This is a genomic window from Tolypothrix tenuis PCC 7101 (assembly GCF_963874875.1).
Taxonomy (GTDB): Bacteria; Cyanobacteriota; Cyanobacteriia; order Cyanobacteriales; family Nostocaceae; genus Aulosira; species Aulosira tenue.
The window spans coordinates 6,966,357-6,990,016 of sequence record NZ_CAWNJS010000001.1 but is presented as its reverse complement, the minus strand read 5'-3'; the positions used below and the strand labels follow the sequence as shown (position 1 = coordinate 6,990,016).

The window sequence follows — 23,660 nt, the reverse complement described above, 5'->3', positions numbered from 1 at the left end:
CTACTTATCAGCCTTGCACTCACGTGCAAGGCAAGATATCAGTAAGTAGCCTAGATGAAAAAATTTCACAAGCGTTGCATAAAAGTCGGAATGGAATTTTTACTCAGCACTCTTGTACAGACGCGATTAATCGCGTCTGTAGCAACTTACCTACCGTAATAAACTCTGGCATTATCAAATCCCAACTCTCGCAGATAGTCATTCCATCGTTCCGCATCTGAACGTTCAGCAAAAGGCCCTACAGCAACATGAGGCCCCAGTGGTTCTTGCCTTTCTACTACAATGTCATAACGTCCAGAGTTTTGGCGAATGCGACTGGCAATAGATGATAAATCTTGCGCTCTCGCAGGAATAGTTACATAGTAATAATTGGTCTGCTCTTGTCTCGAAGGCCCTCTTCCACCAGTGCCATAAGAAGAACCAGCAACTGCCTGCCCATTAGATTTGACAATTTTTGCCCCATTGATTCCGCTTAATTCCAGCTCTCTAACTCGTTGTTGGGCATTAGTTTGTCTGCTAAAGGCTCCCGACTGAATCACAGCACGTCCATTGAAATGGCGGATATAAGCACTGCGTTCTAGCTGACGTATACGTTGCAATTGCTGGTAATCGTTGCCTTCAACATATACTATATAGCGCTCGGCACTCCAACTATAGGAAGTAGCTTGCACTGTTTGGTAAGAACGATAGGTTTGATTATATTTATTAACCCTCACTTTAGGTGAGGGCTGAAATTTTGGATTATATGTATTCCAGGGTGTTGCTTGTGTTGTGGTTCGTGGTTGATTATAAGGAATAGTTTGGAAACTGGGCGGCGGTGGTAAAGTGTTAACCACTGTTCGTTCTGCTATTAAAAAGCTACCTTTGGGAGTTTGTGCTTGTACCGGAGTTGTCGAGTCGGGGAGTAACGCCAAGCATCCTCCCAGGAAAAAAGGCACAATCGGAAATGCAATCAGTTGATCTGGTATTTGTTTGGACATAGTAGTAACAGGTGTTCTCAATAATTTCCTTGGGAAATAGAGCCGTCTGTCGTAGCACCTACATCAGTGTTAACTTAGAAAGTTTTTTTCCGGCTGAGTGGCATTGCATAGGTTTCCACAAAATCTGGAATATTTATGATTAACGCTGAATAATAAACAGGGGCTTAGGCTAGAGTGAGTGGATTTTTATCCTTAAGATTGCAGGGAAAACCAAAAATTCACAATCTCAAATTTGGTTATTATTACTTATATATCCTGAAGTGCTTATCTAGCAAGGCTTTTAAGTTACATATGCTACAATTTAACAGAATCAAGCTGCATGGCATGGATTTTAATACCGCAAAACCTGCGTTTGATGTTTAGCATGAGTGTGATAAGCAGGCACTAGCCTCATAATCTGGCCGCATAAATATTTAAAGGATATGAAAAAAGTCGTCGTTGGTCTTTCCGGTGGCGTTGACAGTTCCGCCGCTGCTGCAATTCTACACAATCAGGGCTATGAAGTTATTGGTTTGACCCTTTGGCTAATGAAAGGCAAAGGTCAATGTTGCTCTGAAGGAATGATCGACGCGGCTAATATCTGCGAACAATTGGGTATTCCCCATCAAGTTGTTGATATTCGCGATGTCTTTCAGACCAATATTGTCGATTTCTTGGTTTCTGGTTACAGCGCTGGGATCACTCCTCTGCCTTGCTCGCAGTGCAATAAAACTGTGAAATTTGGCCCAATGGTACAGTATGCTCGCGAACAACTGGGATGCGATCGCATCGCTACGGGTCATTATGCCCGCATTAACTATGATCAAGCTACTGGACGTTATCAGCTTTTAAGAGCTATCGACCGCAATAAAGACCAATCTTACTTCCTTTACGATTTGTCTCAAGATTTACTAGCAGCTACCGTATTTCCCCTAGGTGAGATGCAAAAAGCTGACACCCGTCGGATTGCGGCTGAATACAATCTTGCAACCGCCGACAAACCAGAAAGCCAAGATTTATGCTTGGTAGAAAGCAACGGTTCCATGCGGGCATTTTTGGATAAATATCTCGCTCCCAAAACAGGCGATATTGTCGATGCATCCGGTAAAGTTTTGGGACAGCACGATGGTGTCCATCATTACACCATTGGGCAGCGTAAAGGCTTGGGTATTGCTGCCGCCGAACCCCTGTATGTGATTGAATTAGATGCAGTTAATAATAAAGTGGTAGTAGGCGATCGCACTAAAGCCACCCAACCAGAATGCACTGTTAATCGGGTAAATTGGGTTTCCATTGCTGAACCATCCGCCCCTATTCACGCTGAAGTGCAAATTCGCTATCGTTCCCAACCTACCCCAGTCACGGTAATTCCCTTAGAAAACTCCCGCGTCCGTTTAGTGTTTGATGAACCCCAGTTCAGCATCACCCCCGGACAAGCTGCGGTGTGGTACGAAGGCGAGAAAGTCTTAGGCGGCGGAATTATTGAGCAGTTTGCCTAAAGTCTGAGATTGCAACCAGATAATGTCCAAACATTAATCATATAACTCTTGTAGAGCGGGCATCTTGCCCGCTTCTCTTATAGCAATTTGAAAAAAGAATGCGACAGATTGTAGGCGCACGGCATCCACCATTGGTGTCAACTTAAGCTAAAAGCTATATAGGGCGAGCGTTGTACAATTACCTCGCGCCCTCATCCCCTAACCCCTTCTCCCCCGGGAGAAGGGGAACTAAATCTCTTGCTCCCCTCTCCAGGTGGGCTATCCATTACCCGGATCTTTCTCAACATTTACGAGAGTATTCACTCACGCTTTTTATAACCCTGATTCCTTCGTCATCAATTCTCAATAAAAACCTAATTTTAGCGAGAAGACTAAGAGTTAATCTGTCAAGTATGTTTGACACCTCAGTGTTCAAGATGCCCACAAAATAAGCATTTCAAGATTGTAAAGAAAGATGTGACTAATGGATAGCCAGGTGGGAGAGGGGCTGGGGGTGAGGGCGAAACCTTGCAACCAAGCGGGTTTCACGTTAAGTTGACACCAGTGTCCACAATCTTGTGGTACATAAAATTATCTTACTGCTGCCGTGCCCCCACAAAGAATTTATTGATCGCAAACATTATTTAAGTTGGTATAATCCAGTACTGCATTTTTCAGTATTCCGCACCACTTGACATAGGGGAGCAAAATACTGAAATATAGCGTCATAAATAGTTGCAACTATTTAAGTGTTCACCGATGTACAAGGGTTTTTCGCGTAAGCTGCCACTGCTGTTGACCTTTTGTTTATTTACTAGCTTTTTACCTGCCTCTGGCTCAGTTTTATGCCCAGCATTTGCTCAGGGGGAATATGGGAAAGGTGGTAAGAATTATGGCACAGATGGTAATACAGGAAGTGATGGGCGAACAGGAAGAAATGGGCGCGACGGTCAAAACCAAACTATTTTTGTAGATGGTACTCCTGTGAATCTCAATCTCGCCGGGGAAAATGGTGAGGATGGAGAAGATGGCCAACGTGGGAGTAAAGCTGACTGCGGTTACAAACATGAGAACGTCAACCGTGATATTAATGCACCCAGTGGTGGGAATGGTGGTGCCGGTGGTAGAGGCGGAGATGGCGGAAATGGAGGTTCTGTTACAGCCTATTACACCAATTTGGCAGACTTGCGGCAAGTTTTAATTCGCGCTAGTGGGGGCGAAGGTGGACGCGGTGGACGCGGTGGTAATGGTGCTAGAGGTTGCAATTGTCGTGTACGCAGTTGGGAAGTCAAAACTTGTACGGGAACCCCTGGAAGCCCCGATTATAAATGTACGGATAAGGTTTACCGATGTAACGATGGCAGAGATGGGCGCTATGGTAGCGATGGTGGCGATGGTAGGCAAGGGCGCTTAGGAATTTTAAGTATTATTCAAGGTAAAGAATCCTTAGCGGGGGATTTACCAACTTTGCAAGCTGCTGTTGCAGAATTAACTGGTAAACAATTTAACCTTTCCAAAAATAAATGGAATAATCGCAATGGGGCTGCTTCTTTACTTGCGTCTGGTTCAGTAATTGCAGATGAATATCGGGAATTTGATCGCCGTTTAGAAGGGGCTTTTCAGCTACTTTGGCAAGAAAAGCAACCCATTAGCAGCTTTGGTAATCCTGTAGCCACCTTGAATTTAAATGATAGTAAGGAAGTAGAAATTACTTTTCCAGAGGATTTGTGGGTTGATGGTAGCAGCCAGACTACGACTAATTTGACTACTTTTACAGTCAAGAATGCAATCTCCAAGCAAGATGTGACAAGGTTAGCAGTAGCAGAATTTGCTGGTGCAGAACAGAATCTCAATTTGAAAATTGTCGATTTGGCAGCAAAATCTCAAGCAATTCAGACTCAGTTTCGGGTAAAATTCCGGGCAAAGGATAGTTCTTCTGGCTTGTCTGATTACCTGACTTTATACGAAGGTGATATACCTGCGGAACTTGTCAGCCGCGACTATAATCGTTTTACCTTAGCATTAGGTAAGCTACCGATGTCGCGTCCTGTAGAGTTGACTTCCGGTGTAAATGTTGATATTGAGGTTGTCGCTACTCGTTCGTTGGGTGGACGTTCGGCGAAGCAAACTATTAATTGGCAAGGTGCTATTCGCAGAAGTAGATAATAGCTGCTGAGGGCACAGCAATGCTGTGCCGCTACAAAACATTCATATACCTTTGAGTATGACTTTTGGAATTTTGCTATATCACTTCAGATGGGTAAAAAGTACAATAACTATTGTTAATATCTATTAGTTGATAGAATTTTCCGTAAAATATTTAGAATGTCAACTGCTTTAATTACAGGTGCCTCTAGTGGTATTGGTAGAGCCTTTGCCCAAGAACTAGCTGCACGTAATACAAATCTAGTTTTAGTGGCACGTTCAGCAGATAAACTGCATCAGCTTACTGAAGAAATCCAAAAAAATTATCAAATTAAAGTTGAATTTATAGTTAAGGACTTAACAGAACCTAATGCGGCTCAAGCAGTTTTTGAAGCCATACAAGCCAAGGGGTTATCTATTGACTTATTAATTAATAATGCTGGGTTCGGTGATTATGGAGATTTTGCTAGTTCCGATGGAGAAAAGCAAGTCAAAATAGTCCAATTAAATATTCTATCTTTAGTAGATTTAACTCATAAATTTCTGCCTTTGATGCGCCAACGTCAATCAGGCAGCATTATTAATGTATCTTCAATTACGGCATTTCAACCGATGCCCTATCTTTCGGTTTATGCTGCTAGCAAAGCTTTTATTCTCAGTTTTAGTCAAGCATTATGGGCAGAAAATCGCCCTTATGGTATTCGTGTTCTTGTGACTTGTCCGGGCCCAATAGAAACTAACTTTTTTGCTGAAGCTAATTTTCCACCAACTTTAGCAGGTAATACAAATCAAATGTTTACTAGTGAAGAAGTTGTCCAAGCTTCTTTAAAAGCTTTGGAGAATTGGCAACCAAGCGTTGTAATTGGTGATGTCAAAACTCAAGTTAGAACTACATTAGCTAGAGTAGTACCAAGAAAAATTTTGCTAAATATGTTGGCAAGAAGTTTTAAAGTCTAATAATTCGTAATTCGTAATTCGTAATTAGATTTGGAAAAAGAACGCGAAATATAAATATGGACACAACTATGTTGTGTCCTTTTTAATCATGGATTTATTGGAACCTTATGTGAATTGGGATGACAACTTTGTTGTACTAACAATGGTTTACATAAATCTAGTTAACTGTACGCGATAACGGTCTTTTTTCGTAACAGCAACTTCCCCAACTTCTAAACGTCCCTTACCACGAATGGCAATTAAGTCCCCTGTTTTTACTTGAGAACTAGCTTGGGAAACATCCTTCCAGTTAACGCGCACATCACCGGAATCGATTAAATCAACCATTTTGCTTCGAGACATCCCAAAACCAGCAGAGGCGATCGCATCTAATCTTAAAGAAGCCTCGACAGTAGTCATTTCTTTTTTCTTCGGTTCTCTAACCTTCAATTCGCTAATTTCAATAGGTTGGGTTTTTACAGGAACCGATCGCACCTGCTTGAGATTCATCTCTAAAAATTCTGCTAACTCTGGTGCAACAATTGCTTGTGCGCCGCGTTCGCCTAAGACAATAATATCTCCTGTCTTTTCTCTGACGATGCCTGTCCCTAACATTGCGCCTAAAAAGTCGCGGTGTGTGGCGGTATCAAACAAAAAATTCCCAGCAATTTCTAATGCTGTTACAGCAACTTGAGACTGATCTAAAGGTATTTCTGCGCGTGCGATCGCTAATCTTTGGCGTTCAGCTTGCGGATATCCACCCCACGCCACCAACTGCACCTCTGTTAACCGACTAAATACGCGTTGAATTTCTGCTAATTCTGGGGGAGACAAAAAATCTGTCAGCACAACTTCCCAAGTTTTAATTGCTTGTTCTGCTTGATCGATTACACGCGCTACACTGTCTCGATTTTCAACGCCTTTTAAAAGTTCTTCTCTGGGCAACATTCTTAAAAATTAAGAGTTTTGAGCTACAAGTCAACAATCAAACAATATTGACTCATTACTCCTGACTACTCTTTAATTTTAACGTTATCTGAAGTGTGAAGTACTTACCCCAGCAAAGAAGCAAGCTACCTGTAGCGTCTCCGAGAGGAGAAGAATGAAGGATTAAGAGAATATCCCATAAAATTACAAATTTAGGATTTGTATCTAATTACTTTTTTTCATCCTTTAGCCTTTAGGAACTCCAAAAAATAAATTATTCCAATTTCTAGACTTAGTATGAATTTTACTCCCCCTGCTCCCTGCTCCCTGCCCCCTGCCCCTCTGCCCATCAATGGGATATTTTTTACGTAGAAGTCCCTTAACTTGTGGTATCTGCGTAACCCTGCATATTTTCTGGCTCAAACTGGCGTAAAATTCTGGTTGCTTGCTTGGTGAGAATTTCAGAACCTTGAACTACTACGAGATATTTACCTGCATCTAAGCGATTCCGGTAGGGTAAAGCATCTCCACCACCTGAAATTAAACCGACTCCACCACCAACAAACACACTACCCATAGCACCACTAGCTGCACCTAGTAGTCCCCCGACAATGTGATTGCCAATTTCACCAGCCCAAGCAAAGGTATCTAAACCCGTAATGTAGCTAAAGGTAAAGCCCGCAAAAAAGCCGAAGGGTACTAACCAGATTGCCATCAGCCGTACTTGCTTCTTGGCTTGTTCTTGAGGGTCAATCAAGCCGAACTCATCGGCAGTCTTATAACCTCTACCAAGGATAGTACTTTTTATGGCTTCTTTTTCTAGAGCTAAGTAAGCAGCTTCAGCTTGGATACGGTCTGCTAATACGGCAACAAGGTAATACATTGTTTCAGAAAGGTTGTCTTTGGAAAATTTGCCTTAATTAACAGCGTACCAGTGCAGGTCAGACAATTTTGGATTTGAGATTTGAGATTTTCGATTGGCGAATGAACAATAAACAATGGTAGCCTTAGCCAGTTAAATTTAATTGCGCCGCCCTACCAATCATTTGAGCAAATCTAACGGTTCGCAAAAATTATTTACACCTTGTTTGATTACATATATTAAAACGGGTACTGCCAAAACTTTAGGAAATGTCGGCATTGTATAAAGATATGCCATCATCTCTTTAATTGAACCAGTCAACAATTCACCCCGATATTCTTGCTCACAAATTACAGCCCGCCACTTTCTTGCCAAAGCATCTAACCATTCAGAATTAGCCCTTTCTGGCTCCTGTCCTGCTTTAATGGCTAGGGTCATCGCAGCATCTTCTAAATCCCCCTCACAGTCCTCAATTAAGTCCAGTACTTCCATTGCCCTAGGATCATCTGTTAATTGAGAGCGAAACTGTGCAATTTCTTGTGATGTAACTGTAGTCATATGCGTATCGTCAGCCGAGTAATTAAATACTCAGCTATGTTATTCCAATTTTGATTGATTATTCATCGTTCGGCTTAGGGGGGCTGGGGATTGGGGACTGGGTATTGGGGATTGGGGAGCAAGGGTGACCTTTGAGTAAAGACGCGATGAATCGCGTCTCTACAAACTTTGACCCTTGACCCTTGACCTTTGACCCTTACCGAAATGCTCTTAAAGTGACAGCGCGTTGTAACTGAGCTAAAGCGCGGTTGTAGTCCAAAATTGCTGTGATCCGATTACCCTCGGCTCTGGTTAAATCGTTTTCTGAGTTAATCACATCAGTTTGAGTACCTACACCTGCTTGGAAACGCAAACGTGCTAGGCGCAAAGCTTCTCTAGCCTGTTCGAGAGCAGTATTGGCAGTTTGAACGTTTTCTAAACTAGATTGCTGGGTAGAAAAGGCTTGTTCTACTTGGAAGCGGATTTGATTGCGCTGTTCAGCAAAATTTGTTTCCGCGATCGCAATATTTGCTCTGGCTTGTGCTGCTCTGGCTCTAGCTGCTCCACCATCAAATAAGTTGAGTGTCGCTCTGACCCCTACTGAATAACCATCGGCAACGCTGATATTATCGTTAAACTGATCGAACAACTGATAGCTAGCAATTAAACTCACCTGTGGCCCTAAAGCTGCTAATGCTTGCCGTCTTTGTTGTTCGTTAATGTTCCGTTGTGCCAATTGTTGTTGTAAATCTGGGCGGTTTTGCAAAGCGAGGATAATACTTTGTTCTAATGTCTGGTTCCAAAGGCCAGCTAATCTTACAGGATCTGCGGCTGTAATATTTACCAACTGTGGCAAACTCAACCGAGCTGCTAACTGACGGCGAGCTATTTGCTGTAAGGAAATAGCATTAGTTAAATCCTGTTGTGAGTTCGCTAAATTTACCTGAGAACGCAGCACATCGAATCTCGTACCAACCCCAGCTCGCTCTAATGCTTCGGCATCCCGCAAACTCGCTTGGGCATTTGCTACCGCCGACTGAGCAATGCGTACTTGTTCGTCACGTTGTTGCAGATTGTAATAATCTGTAGAGACAGTCAAGCGAATTTCTTCAGCCTGATTCTCTACCGCCAACTCATTAAAACGTACCTGTTCTTCAGCTGAACGAATATTAGCTTGGCGGCTACCAGAAGTATAGATGTCATAGCTGAGTTGAGCTTGACCATTAAAATTTGTTGTACTGGGTGCTGGGTCAATTTGTTCGCGGAATGCAGGTGGTAGTCCTTCTTGTCCCTGCTGTTGGACTTTGACATTGTAGGTCTCGGAAACAGTACGCTGACGAGTCACATCAGCACTCACACCAACAGTGGGAAACAGAGCAGCTTGCGCTTCACGTAGCGCGGCTCGACTACGCTCCAACTCTAACTGCGACACCTGTAACTGCCGATTGCTACGCTTTGCTAACTCCAATGCTTGCGCCAAAGTAATCGGCTGATTTCCTTGGATGGTAACTTCTTCGGGTTTAGTAGGAAATTGCAGCGGATTGGGGTTAGGAGTTAAGTTTTCTGGAACCTGCACGGTACCACTGGGTGTCTGAGTGCCGGTAGCTGGCGCAGTTACAGGTACCGTAACCCCTGGTGTGGGAGTTCCTGTTGCTGGTGTAGTGGGAATTTGTACAGCACTACCAGGCGTGGGAGTTCCTGTTGCTGGCGCGGTGGGAACCTGTACAGCACTACCAGGTGTTTGAGCCAGTAGATCCTTAGCAGTTGTAGCGGTTTGACAGCTTCCAGATTTTAAAAGTAAATAGCCTGAAGAGGTTGAGTTGTTCCCTGATCCCTCTGAGCAATTGGGTATTTCCAACAACTTTGCCGAGCCGAGATTTATAGTTTTAGGTGATAAAGCTGCCTGCAATTGAGCTTGAGGATTTTTCTTTTGGGTAATTACTGGTTGTGAAGCAGACAACAGTAAGTTTCTTTGCTCAATCAGCGACAGTTTTCTTCTAGAACTAGAAACGACTTTCTGCTCTAATTTTTCTCCAGTGGTGGCTAAGTTATTTTGTATTTGGTTGCTTTCAGGAGATTTTTTTAAATCTGGTTGTTGGGAAATATATGAGGTAGATGTCAGATGGAAAAATCTACTTTGATTTTCTCTAAGTATTTGTGCTTTAAACGAACTATTATTGCCTATAGCGATCGCGGGTAAAGTGCGATCGCTTAACCGTTTCACATCCCGTAAATTCCAATTACTGGTAGGTACTAAGGTGGTAAACTTATTCCCCACCGGGTCATTCAATTGGAAATTCGTACCATCTGCAACTAAGGTTTGACTATATGTAGAAGTCACAACATTAGGAGAAGATGTCAGCTGTACCCGATCAACTTTCACAGTACCAGCCCAAGCAGGCTGACTTGTCAATACTGCTGCTGTTACACCAGGCAAAAAAGTATGGAATAATTGCTGTCCTTTCACCGCATCCCCTCACACAAAATCAATCTAGCGGCAGAAACCTTTTCTTCACCACAGAATATAGCACGTCACTAAATTGAGAAGAGAATATAGTACGATACCAAATTTAGGAATCGGAACTCTGTTTACCTTCAAAACTTTTGACTATGCGAGAAAGTTCCGCCTTTTCATCGATACTAACGCGGGTAGGGGCACCACTAACAATTCTTTCATAATTCCGGAAAGAATCTTTAATTTCTGGGCCGGCAGCAGTTATATTGTACTCGCGGATACCTTTATCATGCCAAGATCCCCGCATTTTGAATACATTAATTGCCCGGGACATTTCTCCCCGAATTTCTACATACTGTAACATCAAAATTGTGTCAGTAATCGTGGAAATATGGGAATCAGTAATCGAATGCGATCCCATAAATTGGTCAGTTGTGTTGGTAAAAAACCCTGTAATTTCTTCTTGTTTTGCGTAACCAGTAACACCAATAACAAACTGTCTAAAGGCATTATTACTGACTCCTCTAGCTAAAGCCGAAAGAGAGTCAATAGCAATTCTCGCTGGCTTGAAAACAGCGATTTCTGACTTAATAATTTGCAGATGGTCTTCTAAGCCAGTTGATTCAGGATAGGTACAGATGATTTTGAGTAAGCCTTGTTTTTCTAATTCCTCAAAATCAATTCCCCAAGAGGAAGCATTCCGAGAAAGCTGGGCACGCGATTCCTCGTAAGCAAATAATATCGCCTGTTCACCATTGAGGCAGCCATCTTGAATAAATTTGCTGACTAATAATGTTTTACCAGTACCTGTGGCTCCTGTGGCTAAAATAATCGAATCTTTAAAGAAGCCACCACCACACATTTCATCCAAGGTTTTCACCCCGGAAGATACTCGCACATTAGAAGACCTTTGTGTCAAGCGCATTGCTCCCAATGGGAAAATATTCACTCCTTCATTGGTAATGGTAAAAGGATATTCACCTTTCATATGAGTTGTACCGCGCAATTTCAAAATTTCAATGGTGCGGCGGCGGCGTTCTCCTTCTAAAACGTTGCGAACTATGACAACGTTATCAGAAACAAATTCTTCTACTCCAAAAGAAGCGACTGGCCCATATTCTTCGCTGCGTTCGGTGGTAATCACAGTCGTGACACTCAGCTGTTTGAGACGGGCGACTAAACGAAATATCTCACGTCGCACTACTCCCATTGCTTCATACTGCTGAAACACAGCTGTAATGGAGTCGATTGATACGCGTTTGGCTTTGTATTTGCGAATTGCATATTGCAACCGCTCAATCAAGGCTGAAAGGTCAAAGTTACCTACAATATCTTGACCTTCAGGATCAGGGGAAGCATCGAGAATAAATAATTTACCCTCGTCTATTAAACGTTGCAAATTCCACCCAAAAATATGGGCATTTTTAATAATGTCGCTAGGGGATTCTTCAAAGGTGACAAATACCCCAGGATCATCAAAGAATGTGATACCGTTATAGAGAAATTGTAGAGATAATAAAGTTTTACCGGTGCCAGAGGTGCCACTGACTAAGGTAGTTCTTCCAATAGGCAAACCACCGTGACTGATATCGTCAAAGCCCTCTATCATTGTGCTAATCTTTTCTACACCCCCAATTAACGGTGTTACGCTTTGCTCTGGCTGGTCTTTTTCAATCATTGCTTGTTAAAAAAGGGGTATTCTACCCAGGTTTTATGTTACTAATGTTTGGAAGATTACATCAAAATTTTACGCTGAGAAGCTTAAATATTTTACTAAAGAAGCTGAAAGTGTAAAGGATAAACGATACAGAGGGCTGAAGTTTCAAGAAGCAAGTAAAACCTGACTATAATACTTCACTACTGATAGACGATAAAATCCGATTTTTTTCAGATTCTTTAGTCATTGATCCCTGATGATTTGGGAAAACAGATAATTTCATAGTTGATAGTTCATACTTCCCTTTACTCTTCCCAACCTTCTTCACTTAGTTCTTCATATAGTAAATCTAATCCAATCAATACTCTTTCTCTGTCTGAAAGATCACCAATGATTTTCCGCACAGGTGGAGGTAAAATTTTAGATAATGTGGGTGTGGCTAATATTTTATCCTCTTCTGCTAGTTGGGGGCTTTTTAAAACATCAATGACTTTCAAAGCATAAACACCTTGAAATTCTTGCTCTAAAATATCTTTTAGTGTTTTTAATGCCCGTACTGAGTTAGGTGTGTTTCCAGCTACATAAAGCTTGAGAACATAGGTCTTTCGTGCTTTATTCATATAAGGTACAGGCTAAACTTGAGGCTAGAAAGTAAGATGTGTTCGCGCATTGATAGGCAGTCATAGCAGATGCTTTTGACCAGCATAACTTCAATACATTTACTTTATTTATATATCGAACATCTATAAGTTTCACACAAGTGAGCCAGAATATCTATTAATGTCAGTCGATAATCGAGTAATGTTTCATCACTCCTTCCTTCTAATCTTAACTGTTTAGAGAATTCGTCAATTAACTCCATGTGCATTTCTATGATTTGGGGCACAGGAATATTAGCACAAAATACTGCATTGATGAATTTATCAATCTTTTCTTTTAGAGTTTGTTCTGTGGTAAAGTAGTGTACAAGTATTTCTCGGTAATCAGATTTAATCTCTCTCAACAACTGTTCTCGCTCGTGTGCATCCATCTGTTGAAACAAATTCTGGTGTTTTTCCTTATAAAATGCAAATTCATAGCAATATTTTGCAAGGAAGTTTTCATTCCTGTTGGGTAGCAAGCCCTTTATTAAAAAATTTATATTAAAAGTATCAATTAAGTTAAAAGGTGAGATATAAAGCTTGTTATTGGTAATGGTATTAGGAAAGTTCCAGAGCCACTCAGTCGCCCTGGGGGCAATAACTAAGGTTGATAAATAATATAAAGTTTTTTTAATATGCAGTGGGAGAATTATTATTGGTAATAACATTTGTGTTTGGTCTATACGTATCCTCAAGCGCCTTGAGCAATTTTAGCGAGATTATTCATCCTGGAAAATAGTTCTAGGCTCAATTTAGGTGTGAATTTAACTGATTAGTATCCATCCGGAGGAGAATTTGTGTCAGCCCAAGAGCGGGGCACTAAAAGGACTAATGCAGTTATTGAGCCGTAAGACTGAGTAAATTGTTGATGTTGTGTTTCTCAAAGAGGTCCTTGTTTAGTCGATGACGATTGTGATGTATATCTATCCAAATAAGGATATTTTGTTTCGCTCCTTGATAAGATACTTAAACGAACTTAACGGATTGTCGCATTCTAAATCATTATAATTCCTCAAGGTTCTAAAGCGAATCTTTAGAGCCATAATTGTTTTAGCTAATTGCGATCTAGGAGGATTTTTAACACCAGTCATAATACTGGTTAGAATGTTTGTCCGCAGAGAAATGCAAAAAAGGGAAATGCCACAGACATGAACATGAGTATAGGTAAACAAGTGTCAGTCAAGGCCAAGCCCAGAGTTCAATGGCATTGAAATTTTCACCAGAATTCTTTATTAGAGTCTTCTTTCAGAGATATTGCTTCAGGTCTGAGCGTCATCTGCCCCAAAGCTAATGGTAAGACCAGAGGCTTCCTCAGGAAGAACAACCACCGAAGCCGTATGTCAATGCTACAGTACCCGCTTTATGACTTTCTAGCAACCGTACCCATCTGCATAGAAACAAGTACTCTGGCAATGGTGCTGGAGATTTTTGAGAAAGAGCAGTGCGATCGCGTGGTAGTGGTAAATCAGCAGCAATGCCCAGTGGGATTGCTGCACTCTGCCAGATGTATTCAAAAACTCTTGGCAGCAGTGGGAGGCGATCGCCTCAATGTTCAACAACCAATTACAAATTTCGCTTTATCATTAATTGAACCAATACAAACCATACCAGCTGTTGAGCGCGTAGAGCAATTTGGCTTGTTTTTGCGCTATCAACAAACTCAAATTAATCACAATAATTTTAATTGGGCGCTGATCGATCCTGATGGCAAATTTGTGGGTTTGCTAGATAGCTCGCGGCTATTGGCATTATTAGCGCGTCAGCAAGTGGCGATTTCTGAGTACATAGAAGATGACACCAGAGAAGATGTTGCCACGCAATCACCTCTACAGCTACCAAATCAACACCAAACACCAGTTTATCAGCCACTAGTGCAATTGTTGGAACGATTGCCTTGGCCTTTGATGTTGCAAACTGGTACGGGAGAAGTAGTAACCCAAAATCCCGCTTGGTGGCAACAATTGGGGATATTGAAAGATCCAGAAGCAGTCAGGCGACAAGTGGAGAGGATACTCACCCCCAGCAGAGTTAAACAGCCAGAATATGTCATCCCCCAAGGCAATCAGCGCTATCCCTGTGCAGGGGATCGTGCTTATCCTCAAGAAGAGCAAGCCATACCGATGCAATTGCAGGTGGATGACAATAGCTTATCTCTGAGAAGAGAAACTATGACACCAAAGCGCAAACTAGGCGCTGAAGCTGCTACTCCTAACTTTTTGAGAGAAGGCTTACCTGGCAATTTAACATCTAACTCATTATCTACAAACAACCTGCACGAGCAACAAAATTCTCCAGATGCATCATCCAGCCAATGCTTCTGGGACAGCCAAATGGGTACTTGCACCTGCATTGTTGAAGTGCAAAATGGTCAAGAACGAGTATGGCAATTTGCCAAAATTCCTTTAGATACTCCAGAGTTAAAAGTTTTAAATTCTGATACAGAAATTACGCTGAGTAATCAAGATTTAAATATTAACACTGATGATTTGTGGTTAGTATTAGCTACTGACGTAACCGAGCAACAGCAGCTCAGTAAAGAATTAGCAGCTAAAAATGCCGATCTCATTCAATTAAATCGCTTAAAAGATGAGTTTTTAGCTTGTATAAGTCATGAATTAAAAACACCCCTAACGGCTGTTTTAGGGTTATCACGGTTGTTAGTAGATCAGCAATTAGGAGAATTAAACGAACGTCAAGCCCGTTATGCTGGACTAATTCATCAAAGCGGACGACATTTGATGAGTGTCGTCAACGATATTTTAGATTTAACCCGGATGGAAACAGGGCAAATGGATCTGACACTGGCCCCAGTCAATATTCAGTCAGTTTGCGATCGCGCCTTATCCGAAGCCAAAGCCATCCAAAATCAAAGCAGTAAACCGAAAACTACTACCCCATCGCCAGCTAACCGTTCCCGGGAACATCAATTGAGCATAGTCATTGAACCAGGTTTAGAACAGATGGTGGCAGATGAATTACGCCTACGGCAAATGTTAGTACACCTGCTTTCCAATGCCTTTAAATTTACTGAAGAATCTGGAGAAATTGGCTTGCGGGTGAGTCGTTGGGAAGGGTGGATCGCCTTTACAATCTGGGATACAGGCATCGGGATTCCCGAACACCAGCAACATTTAATCTTTCAAAAATTCCAACAACTGGAAAATCCCCTCACAAGGCAATTTGAAGGTACCGGTTTAGGATTAGTCTTAACTAGAGCCTTAGCCAGATTGCATGGTGGGGATGTGAGCTTCCTGTCACGGGAAGGTAAAGGTAGCCAATTTACACTGCTTTTACCACCTAGTCCACCCAAAACAGGCTTTTCTGAACAAGAGGAGGAAAATATAGATTACGCTGATACAGCCAATACCAGGACAATTGGCCGCAGCACATCAGCACATCAGTTAGTTAACACAGCTACACCACAAGCAACATCCTCAAAAAGACTGGTATTAGTAGTTGAGGCAGTAGCCAGATATATTGAAGATTTAACCGATCAGCTCAAAGGTTTAGGTTACCGCGTAGTGATTGCGCGATCGGGAACAGAAGCAGTAGAAAAAGCCCGTCGCCTGCAACCAAAAGCTATATTCTTAAATCCGTTGCTACCACTTTTATCAGGTTGGGATGTACTCACCTTGCTCAAATCTGATACAGTAACTCGCCACATTCCTTTGATTGTGACAGCAACAGGAGCCGAAAAAGACCAAGCATTCGCTAACAGAGCCGATGGTTTTTTAAGCTTACCAGTGCAGCATCAAGCCTTGGTACCACTGTTAGAAACTCTCTGTGCGACACCAGCAAATTCGCAATCAGGGTTGGACAGCAATGATCTGTCTGTCATGAAAACCCCCCTGCGAATTCTGCGATTAGTCAATCCAGAATTGGAAACAATTAATCCCTACCCTTCATTGCGAGAACACCGAGTTATCGAAGTCGATGACTTAGATCAGGCAGAACTTTTAGCTAGAGTTTGGCAGTTCGATGTTGTGTTACTAGATGTAGAAACTCCTGTAGCACAAGCCTACCTGCAACAACTCAGCCAGCATCCGCGATTAGCGGCGTTACCATTGGTGACTTGCGATGTCGTGACTACCCTAGCCGCTTCCCAAATCCCTGGATTATCTGTGTTTCCTTGCTTAACCCCATTGGGCAAAGATAATAGCAATAGCAGTCGTAAAACTGATGCTTTATTGTCAGTGCTGCAAATTGCCTCTGGGATATGTTGTCCACCAAGCATTTTAGTGGTGGACACCACAATGCTACGTGATCTACCTCAAGGAAGACGTAAGTCTGTTAGGGGGTATCGTACTGAAAATAACTCTTCATTGAGTAATGAAAACGCTGAACGGGGATATGAGTGGTTCCAAGCTTTAATTCAATACTTGCAAACAGCTGGCTTAAAAGCCGCAATGAGTAGTGCTTGGGCAGAAGTGCTGCAACAAATTCGTCATCAAAGCGTTGATTTATTATTAATTTGCCTAGGAGAATCTGCTATACATAAAGAAATGCTGAAAGCATTAAAAGCATTAGGAGATTTACCAATTAATTTGCCCCCGATTTTAATACTCAATCGGCAATTAAATTCCTCCAGAGCTAAAGTCCAGACAGGCAGCGATAAATTGAAAAAGAATGGATTGGAAACTATAGAAACTGTCGGAAATACAATTTCCGCCCAAATTTTGCCGCGTTCAATATCAATGGAAGAATTACTAAATGAAGTCAATCAAGCTTTGGCTCTTGGTCGTAAATAATTAATTACTAATTCGTAATACCCTGCGGGAAGGCTAACGCCTACGTAATTACGTAATTAATAATAATGGCAAATGACAACAGAATCATAATTATTGAGAGAAAGATGGCGCGTTACGCTATCGCTAACGCACCCTACTTTATAAATCATCTCTGATTTTCCCAGCTTGCCCAAAGTATATGCTTTTGCTGATTGAGGTTTGATGATTTGCTTTTACGCGTTGCTCAACTTTTTTGCGAGTCTTTGACTAACTAACTCTGCTGCTAACTCAATCGCGGCTTTCATACTTGTAGCATCAGCGATTCCCTTATCAGCAATATCAAAGGCTGTTCCATGATCGGGTGATGTTCTGACAAAAGGTAAACCTATTGTTGTATTAACTGCACGGTCAAAGGCCATTAACTTGACAGGAATTAAGCCTTGGTCGTGGTAAAGTGCCAAGTAGCCATCAGCCGGGTTTTGGTTTTGACTATTGCCATACCAAGCTTGACCTGGTTTAACCCACATCGTATCTGGTGGTATTGGCCCTTGTAAGTGCAAATTTGGGCGATTTTGGCGTTCTTGTTCTAACCAAGGAATTAACCAATCTATTTCTTCACTTCCTAATTGTCCTTGTTCTCCACTGTGGGGATTTAAACCCGCGATCGCAATTCTCCCGTTCTCTATGCCAAAATCTTTCTCTAAACACTCCACCAGCAAATCTAATTTCTTGCTGAGTAACTGCGGTGTTAACGTATATGCTACTTGACGTAAGGGTATATGTGTGGTAGCGAGTAAAGCTCTGAGTGTCCAACCAGTATAAGGCGATCGCGCCACAAATAACATCCCAAAGCGCTCAACACCAGATTTTTCAGCTAAAAGTTCTGTTTGCCCTGGATAACTGTAACCTGCAGCCTTCCAAGCTGATTTAGCGATGGGGGCAGTGACGATACCATCAAATTTACCAGCTAGGGTTTGAGCGATCGCATATTCCATATAGGCAAAACTAGCCGCACCACTGGCCTGGTTACCTCTTCCAATGATAATTTCAGCTTGAATTTCCTTTGGTAATGGCACATCAATAACCGACAATTCGGCAGGATTTGCTAAAGGAACAAGATTATTAGTTAAACTCAACAATTTGGTGTGAGTCTGTACCAATAAATCTAAGCTACCTACAACTGTGATATGAAAGTTTTGGCGAATATCTTGATCAGCCAAAGCCTTCAAAATCACCTCTGTCCCAATTCCCGCCGGATCTCCCAATGTCAACGCCAAGCGTGGGCAATTTTGTAAAGATGAATTTCCCACCAGATTTTGATTAACTTGATACATATATTTAATTAATTTATGGTTCTTTCGATAAATACCAAGCCTATAACAATCTTGTCCCTCTCATCCTCCTCATCCCCTCTCCAATAGTAGGGTTTAACCCCCAAACTGGTTTAAAATTATTTACACTGGTCTAATGCAACAGTGGCTGGGATCAAGCTTCTGGTAGACCTAGTTGACTTAAACTTGTTAGCAATCTGATGTCAGCAGGTTTTAACGGCGAGACATATTAAGTAAACCCTTCGCTAAGGAGAATCGCACTAATGAGCGGTGAAATGTTGAACGCAGCGCTGTTGTCCTTCGGTTTAATCTTCGTAGGTTGGGCCTTAGGTGCTTTATTACTGAAAATTCAGGGTGCAGACGAATAATTCTTCTGGAGAACCAATTTTCAGCAGCTAGAGGCTGTTGTCTCTGGCGGAAAATAGCTTGTCCGGTTTTCGGACAAAGCTTTTTCCAGTAGCCTGTCTGTATTAATATGTCTTTCTGAAAAAATTGTAAACTTTTGTTTCTTTAACGATTCTGTTAAAATTCTTTTCATATAAATTTAAAAAATTGTTACAACCCTCATGACTATATTAATCGTCGGTGCTACTGGCACCTTAGGAAGACAAGTGGCTCGTCGTGCTATCGATGAGGGGTATAAGGTACGCTGTCTTGTCCGGAGTACCAAAAAAGCTGCTTTTCTGAAAGAGTGGGGTGCAGAACTCGTAGGCGGAGATTTATGTTATCCCGAAACCCTTCCCAGAGCATTGGAAGGGGTTACTGCAGTAATTGATGCGGCTACATCACGTCCCACAGATTCACTGAGCATTAAACAGGTGGACTGGGACGGTAAAGTATCATTAATCCAAGCTGCTAAGGCTGCGGGTGTAGAACGCTTTATTTTCTTTTCAATTCTGGAATCTGAGAAGTACCCAGAAGTACCCTTAATGGAAATTAAGCGTTGTACAGAGCTTTTCCTAGTTGAATCAGGCTTGAAATATACAATCTTACGCCTAGCTGGATTTATGCAAGGCTTAATCGGTCAATATGGAATTCCCATTTTGGAAAACCAACCGGTTTGGGTAACAGGTGAATCTTCTCCTGTCGCCTATATGGATACTCTGGACATTGCTAAGTTTGCGATTCGAGCTTTGAGTCTACCAGAAACAGAAAAACAAACCTTCCCAGTAGTAGGTACTCGTGCTTGGAGTGCAGAGGAAATTATTAGTGTGTGCGAACGCTTATCCGGCAAAGAAGCGAGAGTCACAAGAATGCCAATTAATTTACTGCGTACTGTCAGACACTTCCTGCGGTTCTTTCAGTGGGGATGGAATGTGGCTGATAGATTGGCATTTACAGAAGTTTTAGCTAGTGGTAAACCTCTAAATGCCTCAATGGAACAGGTATACCAAGTCTTTGGGATAGATGCACAACAGACTACCACCCTCGAAAGCTACTTGCAAGAGTACTTTAGCCGCATTATGAAAAAACTTAAAGAATTAGATTACGAGAAGAAGCAAAGTAAAAAGCAGAAATCTAAAAAGACACCGTTTAAGCAGTCTTCTAAAGTCAATGGTCAGTAGTTAACGATCAACTTTGAGATAGATATTACACTTTTGACTGTGGACTTTTGACTTTTGACTTAAAACTCATGACTACATGGTCAAAAATGTGTAACGATTAGCATAATATAGAGCATCGCCTAAACTTGGATATTTGAGTGTGCCGAAAGCAGGCATTATTTACAACGACGTTAAACCGATAGCGGCTCGCATCGCTATCGAACTAAAAGACAAGCTAACCGCAGCCGGTTGGAATGTATGCATCACATCGAGTATCGGTGGCATCCTGGGCTACTCAAGTCCCGAAAGTCCTGTATGTCACACCCCAGTTACTGGGCTAACGCCACCTGGGTTTGACTCAGATATGGAGTTTGCAGTAGTATTGGGGGGAGACGGCACTGTTTTGGCTGCGTCTCGCCAAGTTGCTCCCTGCGGGGTTCCAATACTAACAATCAACACTGGCCACATGGGATTTTTGACGGAAGCTTATGTCAATCAGCTTCCCCAAGCCCTGGAACAGGTAATGGCTGGTGGCTATGAAATTGAAGAACGAGCAATGCTCACCGTCCAAGTTTTGCGGGAAGAAGCAGTGCTTTGGGAAGCACTATGCCTGAATGAAATGGTGTTGCATCGAGAACCATTGACCTCTATGTGCCATTTTGAAATAGCCATAGGTCGTCATGCGCCGGTTGATATAGCCGCAGATGGTGTGATTGTGTCCACACCAACTGGTTCCACTGCTTATTCTTTAAGTGCTGGTGGCCCAGTAGTCATCCCTGGCGTACCCGCCTTGCAATTAGTGCCTATTTGTCCCCATTCCCTAGCTTCTAGAGCATTAGTATTTCCAGATACGGAACCAGTCAATATTTATCCAGTAAATATTCCCCGCCTGGTAATGGTAGTAGATGGTAATGGTGGGTGTTATATCTTCCCAGAAGATAAAGTACATTTAGAGCGATCGCAATATACTGTCAAATTCATTCGCCTACAACCCCCAGAATTTTTCCGCATTTTGCGCGAAAAATTGGGCTGGGGTCTACCGCATATTGCCAAACCAACTTCGGTAGAGTTGCCTTAAAGGGGTTAAAAGTCAAGAGTTGGAGAGACGCGATTAATCGCGTCTCTACTCAAAGGTCAATAATTATGACTCTTAACTTTCCCTATTACCAATTACCCAATCCCTAATTCCCAATTTCCTTCCAGAATTGCTGATGTAGTTATGGTATTTGGAACTAGCGATTAAAATTACTTAGCAGAATTTTGATGGTTAATCCCTGAAAGTGTTAAAACATCCGCAGGCGTTATCTCAGGGCAAGTTATATTCAATAATAGATAATTTGTATAATTTGTCTTTAATTCTGAGCGCTAAATTTCCTATAAGGGTTTTGCCCACTAAATTAGGATTCACCATCAAAAACTGAGAAATTATATCTCTAGCTTATGTACTTTTGTACTATCCAAAATTCCATACCTAACATTGCAATATTAATATGACCTCTGCTCATAGTCCTTGTGTTTTAGTGATTGAAACCGATGAAAGCCTAGCAAATCAGCTGTCTTTCGATTTGCAAGAGGCAGGCTATGAATCGATTTTGGCTCATGATGCCAATAGCGGTTTACAATATAGCCGCGATCGCCAACCTGCTTTAATTGTCTTAGACAGAATGTTGGCAGGTGAATCAGGGCTTTCATTGTGCAAAAATCTCAGAACCTCTGGTTTGCGCTCTCCTGTACTAGTCCTGATGGCAAGGGATACAGTTGATGATCGAGTAGCTTGTTTAGAAGCTGGAGCTGACGATTACATTCTGAAACCTTACCGTTCAGAAGACTTTTTAAAGTTGATTCGTCTCTATTTAAAACCTGATGTCGATACCACAGAACAGTTACGTTTTGGGGAACTAGTTTTAGATATCGCTACTCGCCGTGCTATACATAACGGTCGAGTAATTGACCTCACTATGAAAGAATTTGAATTATTAAAGTTCTTAATGGAACATCCTCGTGAAGTATTAACCCGAGAACAAATTCTGGAAAATGTTTGGGGTTACGACTTTATGGGCGAATCAAATGTAATTGAAGTGTATATTCGCTACTTACGCCTTAAAATCGAAGATGAAGGGCAAAAGCGTCTGATTCAAACAGTAAGAGGCGTAGGTTACGTTTTAAGGGAATCTTAGAAGCTCATGCTTAGAGCCGCAGAAACTACAGTGCATTATTTGCCCATCCCACCTAGAAATTAGGTGGGATTATTATTCAAAATTGAAATTATCTCGCCTTAAAAGGCTGGAATTCTAGCGATAAGATAAGCTTTCCAGTTTTGCCATTCAAATACAATGCTCGCCTGATTTAGAAAACATTCACTAGGGTAATACTGACTCCAATACTTGTAGGTTAGGGGCAAAAGGGACAAGAAAAAACCTTTAAACCTGACCTTTTCACCTTTTCCCTAAACCAAATTCCGGTTTGAAAATCCCTAACCGAGCAGTATTGATACTGACTCGACAAATTTAGCTTGGCACGAAGTATCTTTAAATACATAAAAATATTCAGTAATAAATAAATTATCAGTTAATCGCTAAAATGCATTGACACGGGCTAGAATCTGGGTAAATTATGGATGAGGGGTGTTACCCCCTGATTAATTACCCCAGGATATCCCCTAATATCTTATGTCACAATTCCTTTACTTCATCCCAGTAAAAACTTCTATAAGTTATGGGTTTTTTTTCTTAAATTTTGTAAAATCAGAATCTAAATTACAAAATCACTCATCATTATGCTCAAATTGCTAAGTTTCATTTCAATATTGCTGAGTGTTTTGTTGATGGGCTGTTCTCCACCCACGACGGCTAAACCTCCGTCCACTACATCTGGCTCTCAAACTCAAGCACCAGTATCTGCTGGTCAACAACTGTCCATTACAGCTGAGGCTACTGTTCCCAATAATACAAAGATTCAATTGGAAGTAGCCCAGACTCCAGAACAGCAAGAAATGGGGTTGATGTATAGAAAATCTTTGCCAGATAACCGGGGAATGCTGTTTAAATTCCCTTCAGCCCAAGCAGTGCGGTTCTGGATGAAAAATACACTCATACCTCTAGATATGGTTTTTATGCAGAATGGGGTCGTCAAATATATCAAAACTTCTGCACCTCCCTGTACTAGTGACCCTTGTCCTACTTACGGGCCAAATACACTAGTTGATACAGTAATCGAACTTAGGGCTGGTCGAGCTACTGAATTAGGCTTGAAGCTGGGCGATAGTATAAAAATAAAGTTTTTACCATCCGCAACATTGCGTAAATGAAAATTTTGTAAGTCCGCTTTTCAACTCATGCCAAACCTTAATAAATAATGTAAGGTAAAAAAAATCTCACTGCCAATGGTATAATATTCACTCACAAAGCTGCTATTTATCACGTTGCAAACTTTTGGAAGCTCTATCTATCCCGATGATAGAA

18 protein-coding genes are annotated in these 23,660 nt (G+C 41.7%); 9 read left to right on the top strand and 9 right to left on the bottom strand.

Annotation, left to right across the window (positions count from 1 at the left end; genetic code table 11):
- Nucleotides 1-146 precede the first annotated feature (146 nt).
- Nucleotides 147-980 (bottom strand): hypothetical protein, encoded by an 834-nt coding sequence (locus tag AACU25_RS27520; protein WP_096581119.1) that lies wholly within the window; start codon nt 978-980, stop codon nt 147-149.
- A 422-nt stretch (nt 981-1,402) separates the two neighbouring features.
- Here AACU25_RS27520 and mnmA point away from each other — a divergent pair, with 422 nt between their 5' ends.
- The 3 genes from mnmA (at nt 1,403) to AACU25_RS27505 (ending at nt 5,539) form a co-directional block, all read left to right on the top strand.
- Entirely contained in the window at nt 1,403-2,458 is a 1,056-nt protein-coding gene (mnmA, locus tag AACU25_RS27515) for a tRNA 2-thiouridine(34) synthase MnmA (RefSeq protein WP_096581117.1), read from the top strand.
- A 738-nt stretch (nt 2,459-3,196) separates the two neighbouring features.
- The gene (locus tag AACU25_RS27510; RefSeq protein ID WP_096581115.1) at nt 3,197-4,603 is read left to right on the top strand and encodes a hypothetical protein; all 1,407 of its coding nucleotides are present in this window, start codon (nt 3,197-3,199) and stop codon (nt 4,601-4,603) included.
- Nucleotides 4,604-4,762: 159 nt separating this feature from the next.
- Entirely contained in the window at nt 4,763-5,539 is a 777-nt protein-coding gene (locus tag AACU25_RS27505) for an SDR family NAD(P)-dependent oxidoreductase (RefSeq protein WP_096581113.1), read from the top strand.
- A gap of 147 nt (nt 5,540-5,686) precedes the next feature.
- On the opposite strand, the gene AACU25_RS27500 is transcribed toward AACU25_RS27505, so the two are convergent.
- From AACU25_RS27500 to AACU25_RS27470, 7 genes are all read right to left on the bottom strand, one after another.
- On the bottom strand, nt 5,687-6,466 hold the full coding sequence (locus tag AACU25_RS27500; protein ID WP_096581111.1) for a photosystem II electron transport protein, Sll1252 family: 780 nt from the start codon (nt 6,464-6,466) through the stop codon (nt 5,687-5,689).
- A 358-nt stretch (nt 6,467-6,824) separates the two neighbouring features.
- Nucleotides 6,825-7,328 carry a hypothetical protein gene (locus tag AACU25_RS27495; protein ID WP_096581109.1) on the bottom strand — a complete coding sequence of 168 codons (504 nt, stop codon included), beginning with the start codon at nt 7,326-7,328 and terminating at the stop codon, nt 6,825-6,827.
- A gap of 159 nt (nt 7,329-7,487) precedes the next feature.
- A complete protein-coding gene (locus AACU25_RS27490) occupies nt 7,488-7,865 on the bottom strand; it encodes a hypothetical protein (protein WP_045867904.1) in 378 nt (125 codons plus the stop codon).
- 196 nt (nt 7,866-8,061) lie between these two features.
- Complete coding sequence (locus AACU25_RS27485; protein ID WP_096581107.1) at nt 8,062-10,311, bottom strand: TolC family protein; 2,250 nt, start codon at nt 10,309-10,311, stop codon at nt 8,062-8,064.
- 103 nt (nt 10,312-10,414) lie between these two features.
- On the bottom strand, nt 10,415-11,977 hold the full coding sequence (gene kaiC / locus AACU25_RS27480; RefSeq protein WP_096581105.1) for a circadian clock protein KaiC: 1,563 nt from the start codon (nt 11,975-11,977) through the stop codon (nt 10,415-10,417).
- Between the two features lie 284 nt (nt 11,978-12,261).
- Complete coding sequence (gene kaiB / locus AACU25_RS27475; protein ID WP_045867907.1) at nt 12,262-12,576, bottom strand: circadian clock protein KaiB; 315 nt, start codon at nt 12,574-12,576, stop codon at nt 12,262-12,264.
- A 104-nt stretch (nt 12,577-12,680) separates the two neighbouring features.
- Nucleotides 12,681-13,265, bottom strand: a complete 585-nt coding sequence (locus tag AACU25_RS27470; protein WP_190445931.1) for a KaiA family protein — start codon at nt 13,263-13,265, stop codon at nt 12,681-12,683.
- A 669-nt stretch (nt 13,266-13,934) separates the two neighbouring features.
- Between AACU25_RS27470 and AACU25_RS27465 the strand changes: the two genes are divergently transcribed.
- Nucleotides 13,935-17,345 (top strand): ATP-binding protein, encoded by a 3,411-nt coding sequence (locus AACU25_RS27465; protein WP_096581103.1) that lies wholly within the window; start codon nt 13,935-13,937, stop codon nt 17,343-17,345.
- Nucleotides 17,346-17,557: 212 nt separating this feature from the next.
- Here AACU25_RS27465 and pdxA read toward each other — a convergent pair whose 3' ends face one another.
- Nucleotides 17,558-18,658, bottom strand: a complete 1,101-nt coding sequence (pdxA, locus tag AACU25_RS27460; protein ID WP_096581101.1) for a 4-hydroxythreonine-4-phosphate dehydrogenase PdxA — start codon at nt 18,656-18,658, stop codon at nt 17,558-17,560.
- Between the two features lie 260 nt (nt 18,659-18,918).
- Here pdxA and petM point away from each other — a divergent pair, with 260 nt between their 5' ends.
- From petM to AACU25_RS27435, 5 genes are all read left to right on the top strand, one after another.
- Entirely contained in the window at nt 18,919-19,023 is a 105-nt protein-coding gene (petM, locus tag AACU25_RS27455; RefSeq protein ID WP_045867910.1) for a cytochrome b6-f complex subunit PetM, read from the top strand.
- 198 nt (nt 19,024-19,221) lie between these two features.
- The gene (locus tag AACU25_RS27450) at nt 19,222-20,220 is read left to right on the top strand and encodes an SDR family oxidoreductase (protein WP_096581099.1); all 999 of its coding nucleotides are present in this window, start codon (nt 19,222-19,224) and stop codon (nt 20,218-20,220) included.
- A 139-nt stretch (nt 20,221-20,359) separates the two neighbouring features.
- Complete coding sequence (locus AACU25_RS27445; protein WP_096581097.1) at nt 20,360-21,277, top strand: NAD(+) kinase; 918 nt, start codon at nt 20,360-20,362, stop codon at nt 21,275-21,277.
- Nucleotides 21,278-21,689: 412 nt separating this feature from the next.
- Nucleotides 21,690-22,376, top strand: a complete 687-nt coding sequence (nblR, locus tag AACU25_RS27440) for a response regulator transcription factor NblR (RefSeq protein ID WP_045867913.1) — start codon at nt 21,690-21,692, stop codon at nt 22,374-22,376.
- Nucleotides 22,377-22,975: 599 nt separating this feature from the next.
- Nucleotides 22,976-23,506: a DUF192 domain-containing protein gene (locus AACU25_RS27435; protein WP_096581095.1), complete on the top strand. Its 531-nt coding sequence runs from the start codon at nt 22,976-22,978 to the stop codon at nt 23,504-23,506.
- The last annotated feature ends 154 nt before the right edge of the window (nt 23,507-23,660 follow it).

Excerpts from the sequence above, each read along its gene's own strand:
- petM (WP_045867910.1), top strand. The coding sequence starts at position 18,919 with ATGAGCGGTGAAATGTTGAACGCAGCGCTGTTGTCCTTCGGTTTAATC.
- AACU25_RS27520 (WP_096581119.1), bottom strand. The coding sequence starts at position 980 with ATGTCCAAACAAATACCAGATCAACTGATTGCATTTCCGATTGTGCCT.
- pdxA (WP_096581101.1), bottom strand. The coding sequence starts at position 18,658 with ATGTATCAAGTTAATCAAAATCTGGTGGGAAATTCATCTTTACAAAAT.
- kaiB (WP_045867907.1), bottom strand. The coding sequence starts at position 12,576 with ATGAATAAAGCACGAAAGACCTATGTTCTCAAGCTTTATGTAGCTGGA.
- nblR (WP_045867913.1), top strand. The coding sequence starts at position 21,690 with ATGACCTCTGCTCATAGTCCTTGTGTTTTAGTGATTGAAACCGATGAA.
- AACU25_RS27465 (WP_096581103.1), top strand. The coding sequence starts at position 13,935 with ATGTCAATGCTACAGTACCCGCTTTATGACTTTCTAGCAACCGTACCC.
- mnmA (WP_096581117.1), top strand. The coding sequence starts at position 1,403 with ATGAAAAAAGTCGTCGTTGGTCTTTCCGGTGGCGTTGACAGTTCCGCC.
- AACU25_RS27450 (WP_096581099.1), top strand. The coding sequence starts at position 19,222 with ATGACTATATTAATCGTCGGTGCTACTGGCACCTTAGGAAGACAAGTG.
- kaiC (WP_096581105.1), bottom strand. The coding sequence starts at position 11,977 with ATGATTGAAAAAGACCAGCCAGAGCAAAGCGTAACACCGTTAATTGGG.
- AACU25_RS27435 (WP_096581095.1), top strand. The coding sequence starts at position 22,976 with ATGCTCAAATTGCTAAGTTTCATTTCAATATTGCTGAGTGTTTTGTTG.
- AACU25_RS27510 (WP_096581115.1), top strand. The coding sequence starts at position 3,197 with ATGTACAAGGGTTTTTCGCGTAAGCTGCCACTGCTGTTGACCTTTTGT.
- AACU25_RS27495 (WP_096581109.1), bottom strand. The coding sequence starts at position 7,328 with ATGTATTACCTTGTTGCCGTATTAGCAGACCGTATCCAAGCTGAAGCT.
- AACU25_RS27500 (WP_096581111.1), bottom strand. The coding sequence starts at position 6,466 with ATGTTGCCCAGAGAAGAACTTTTAAAAGGCGTTGAAAATCGAGACAGT.
- AACU25_RS27470 (WP_190445931.1), bottom strand. The coding sequence starts at position 13,265 with ATGTTATTACCAATAATAATTCTCCCACTGCATATTAAAAAAACTTTA.
- AACU25_RS27490 (WP_045867904.1), bottom strand. The coding sequence starts at position 7,865 with ATGACTACAGTTACATCACAAGAAATTGCACAGTTTCGCTCTCAATTA.
- AACU25_RS27505 (WP_096581113.1), top strand. The coding sequence starts at position 4,763 with ATGTCAACTGCTTTAATTACAGGTGCCTCTAGTGGTATTGGTAGAGCC.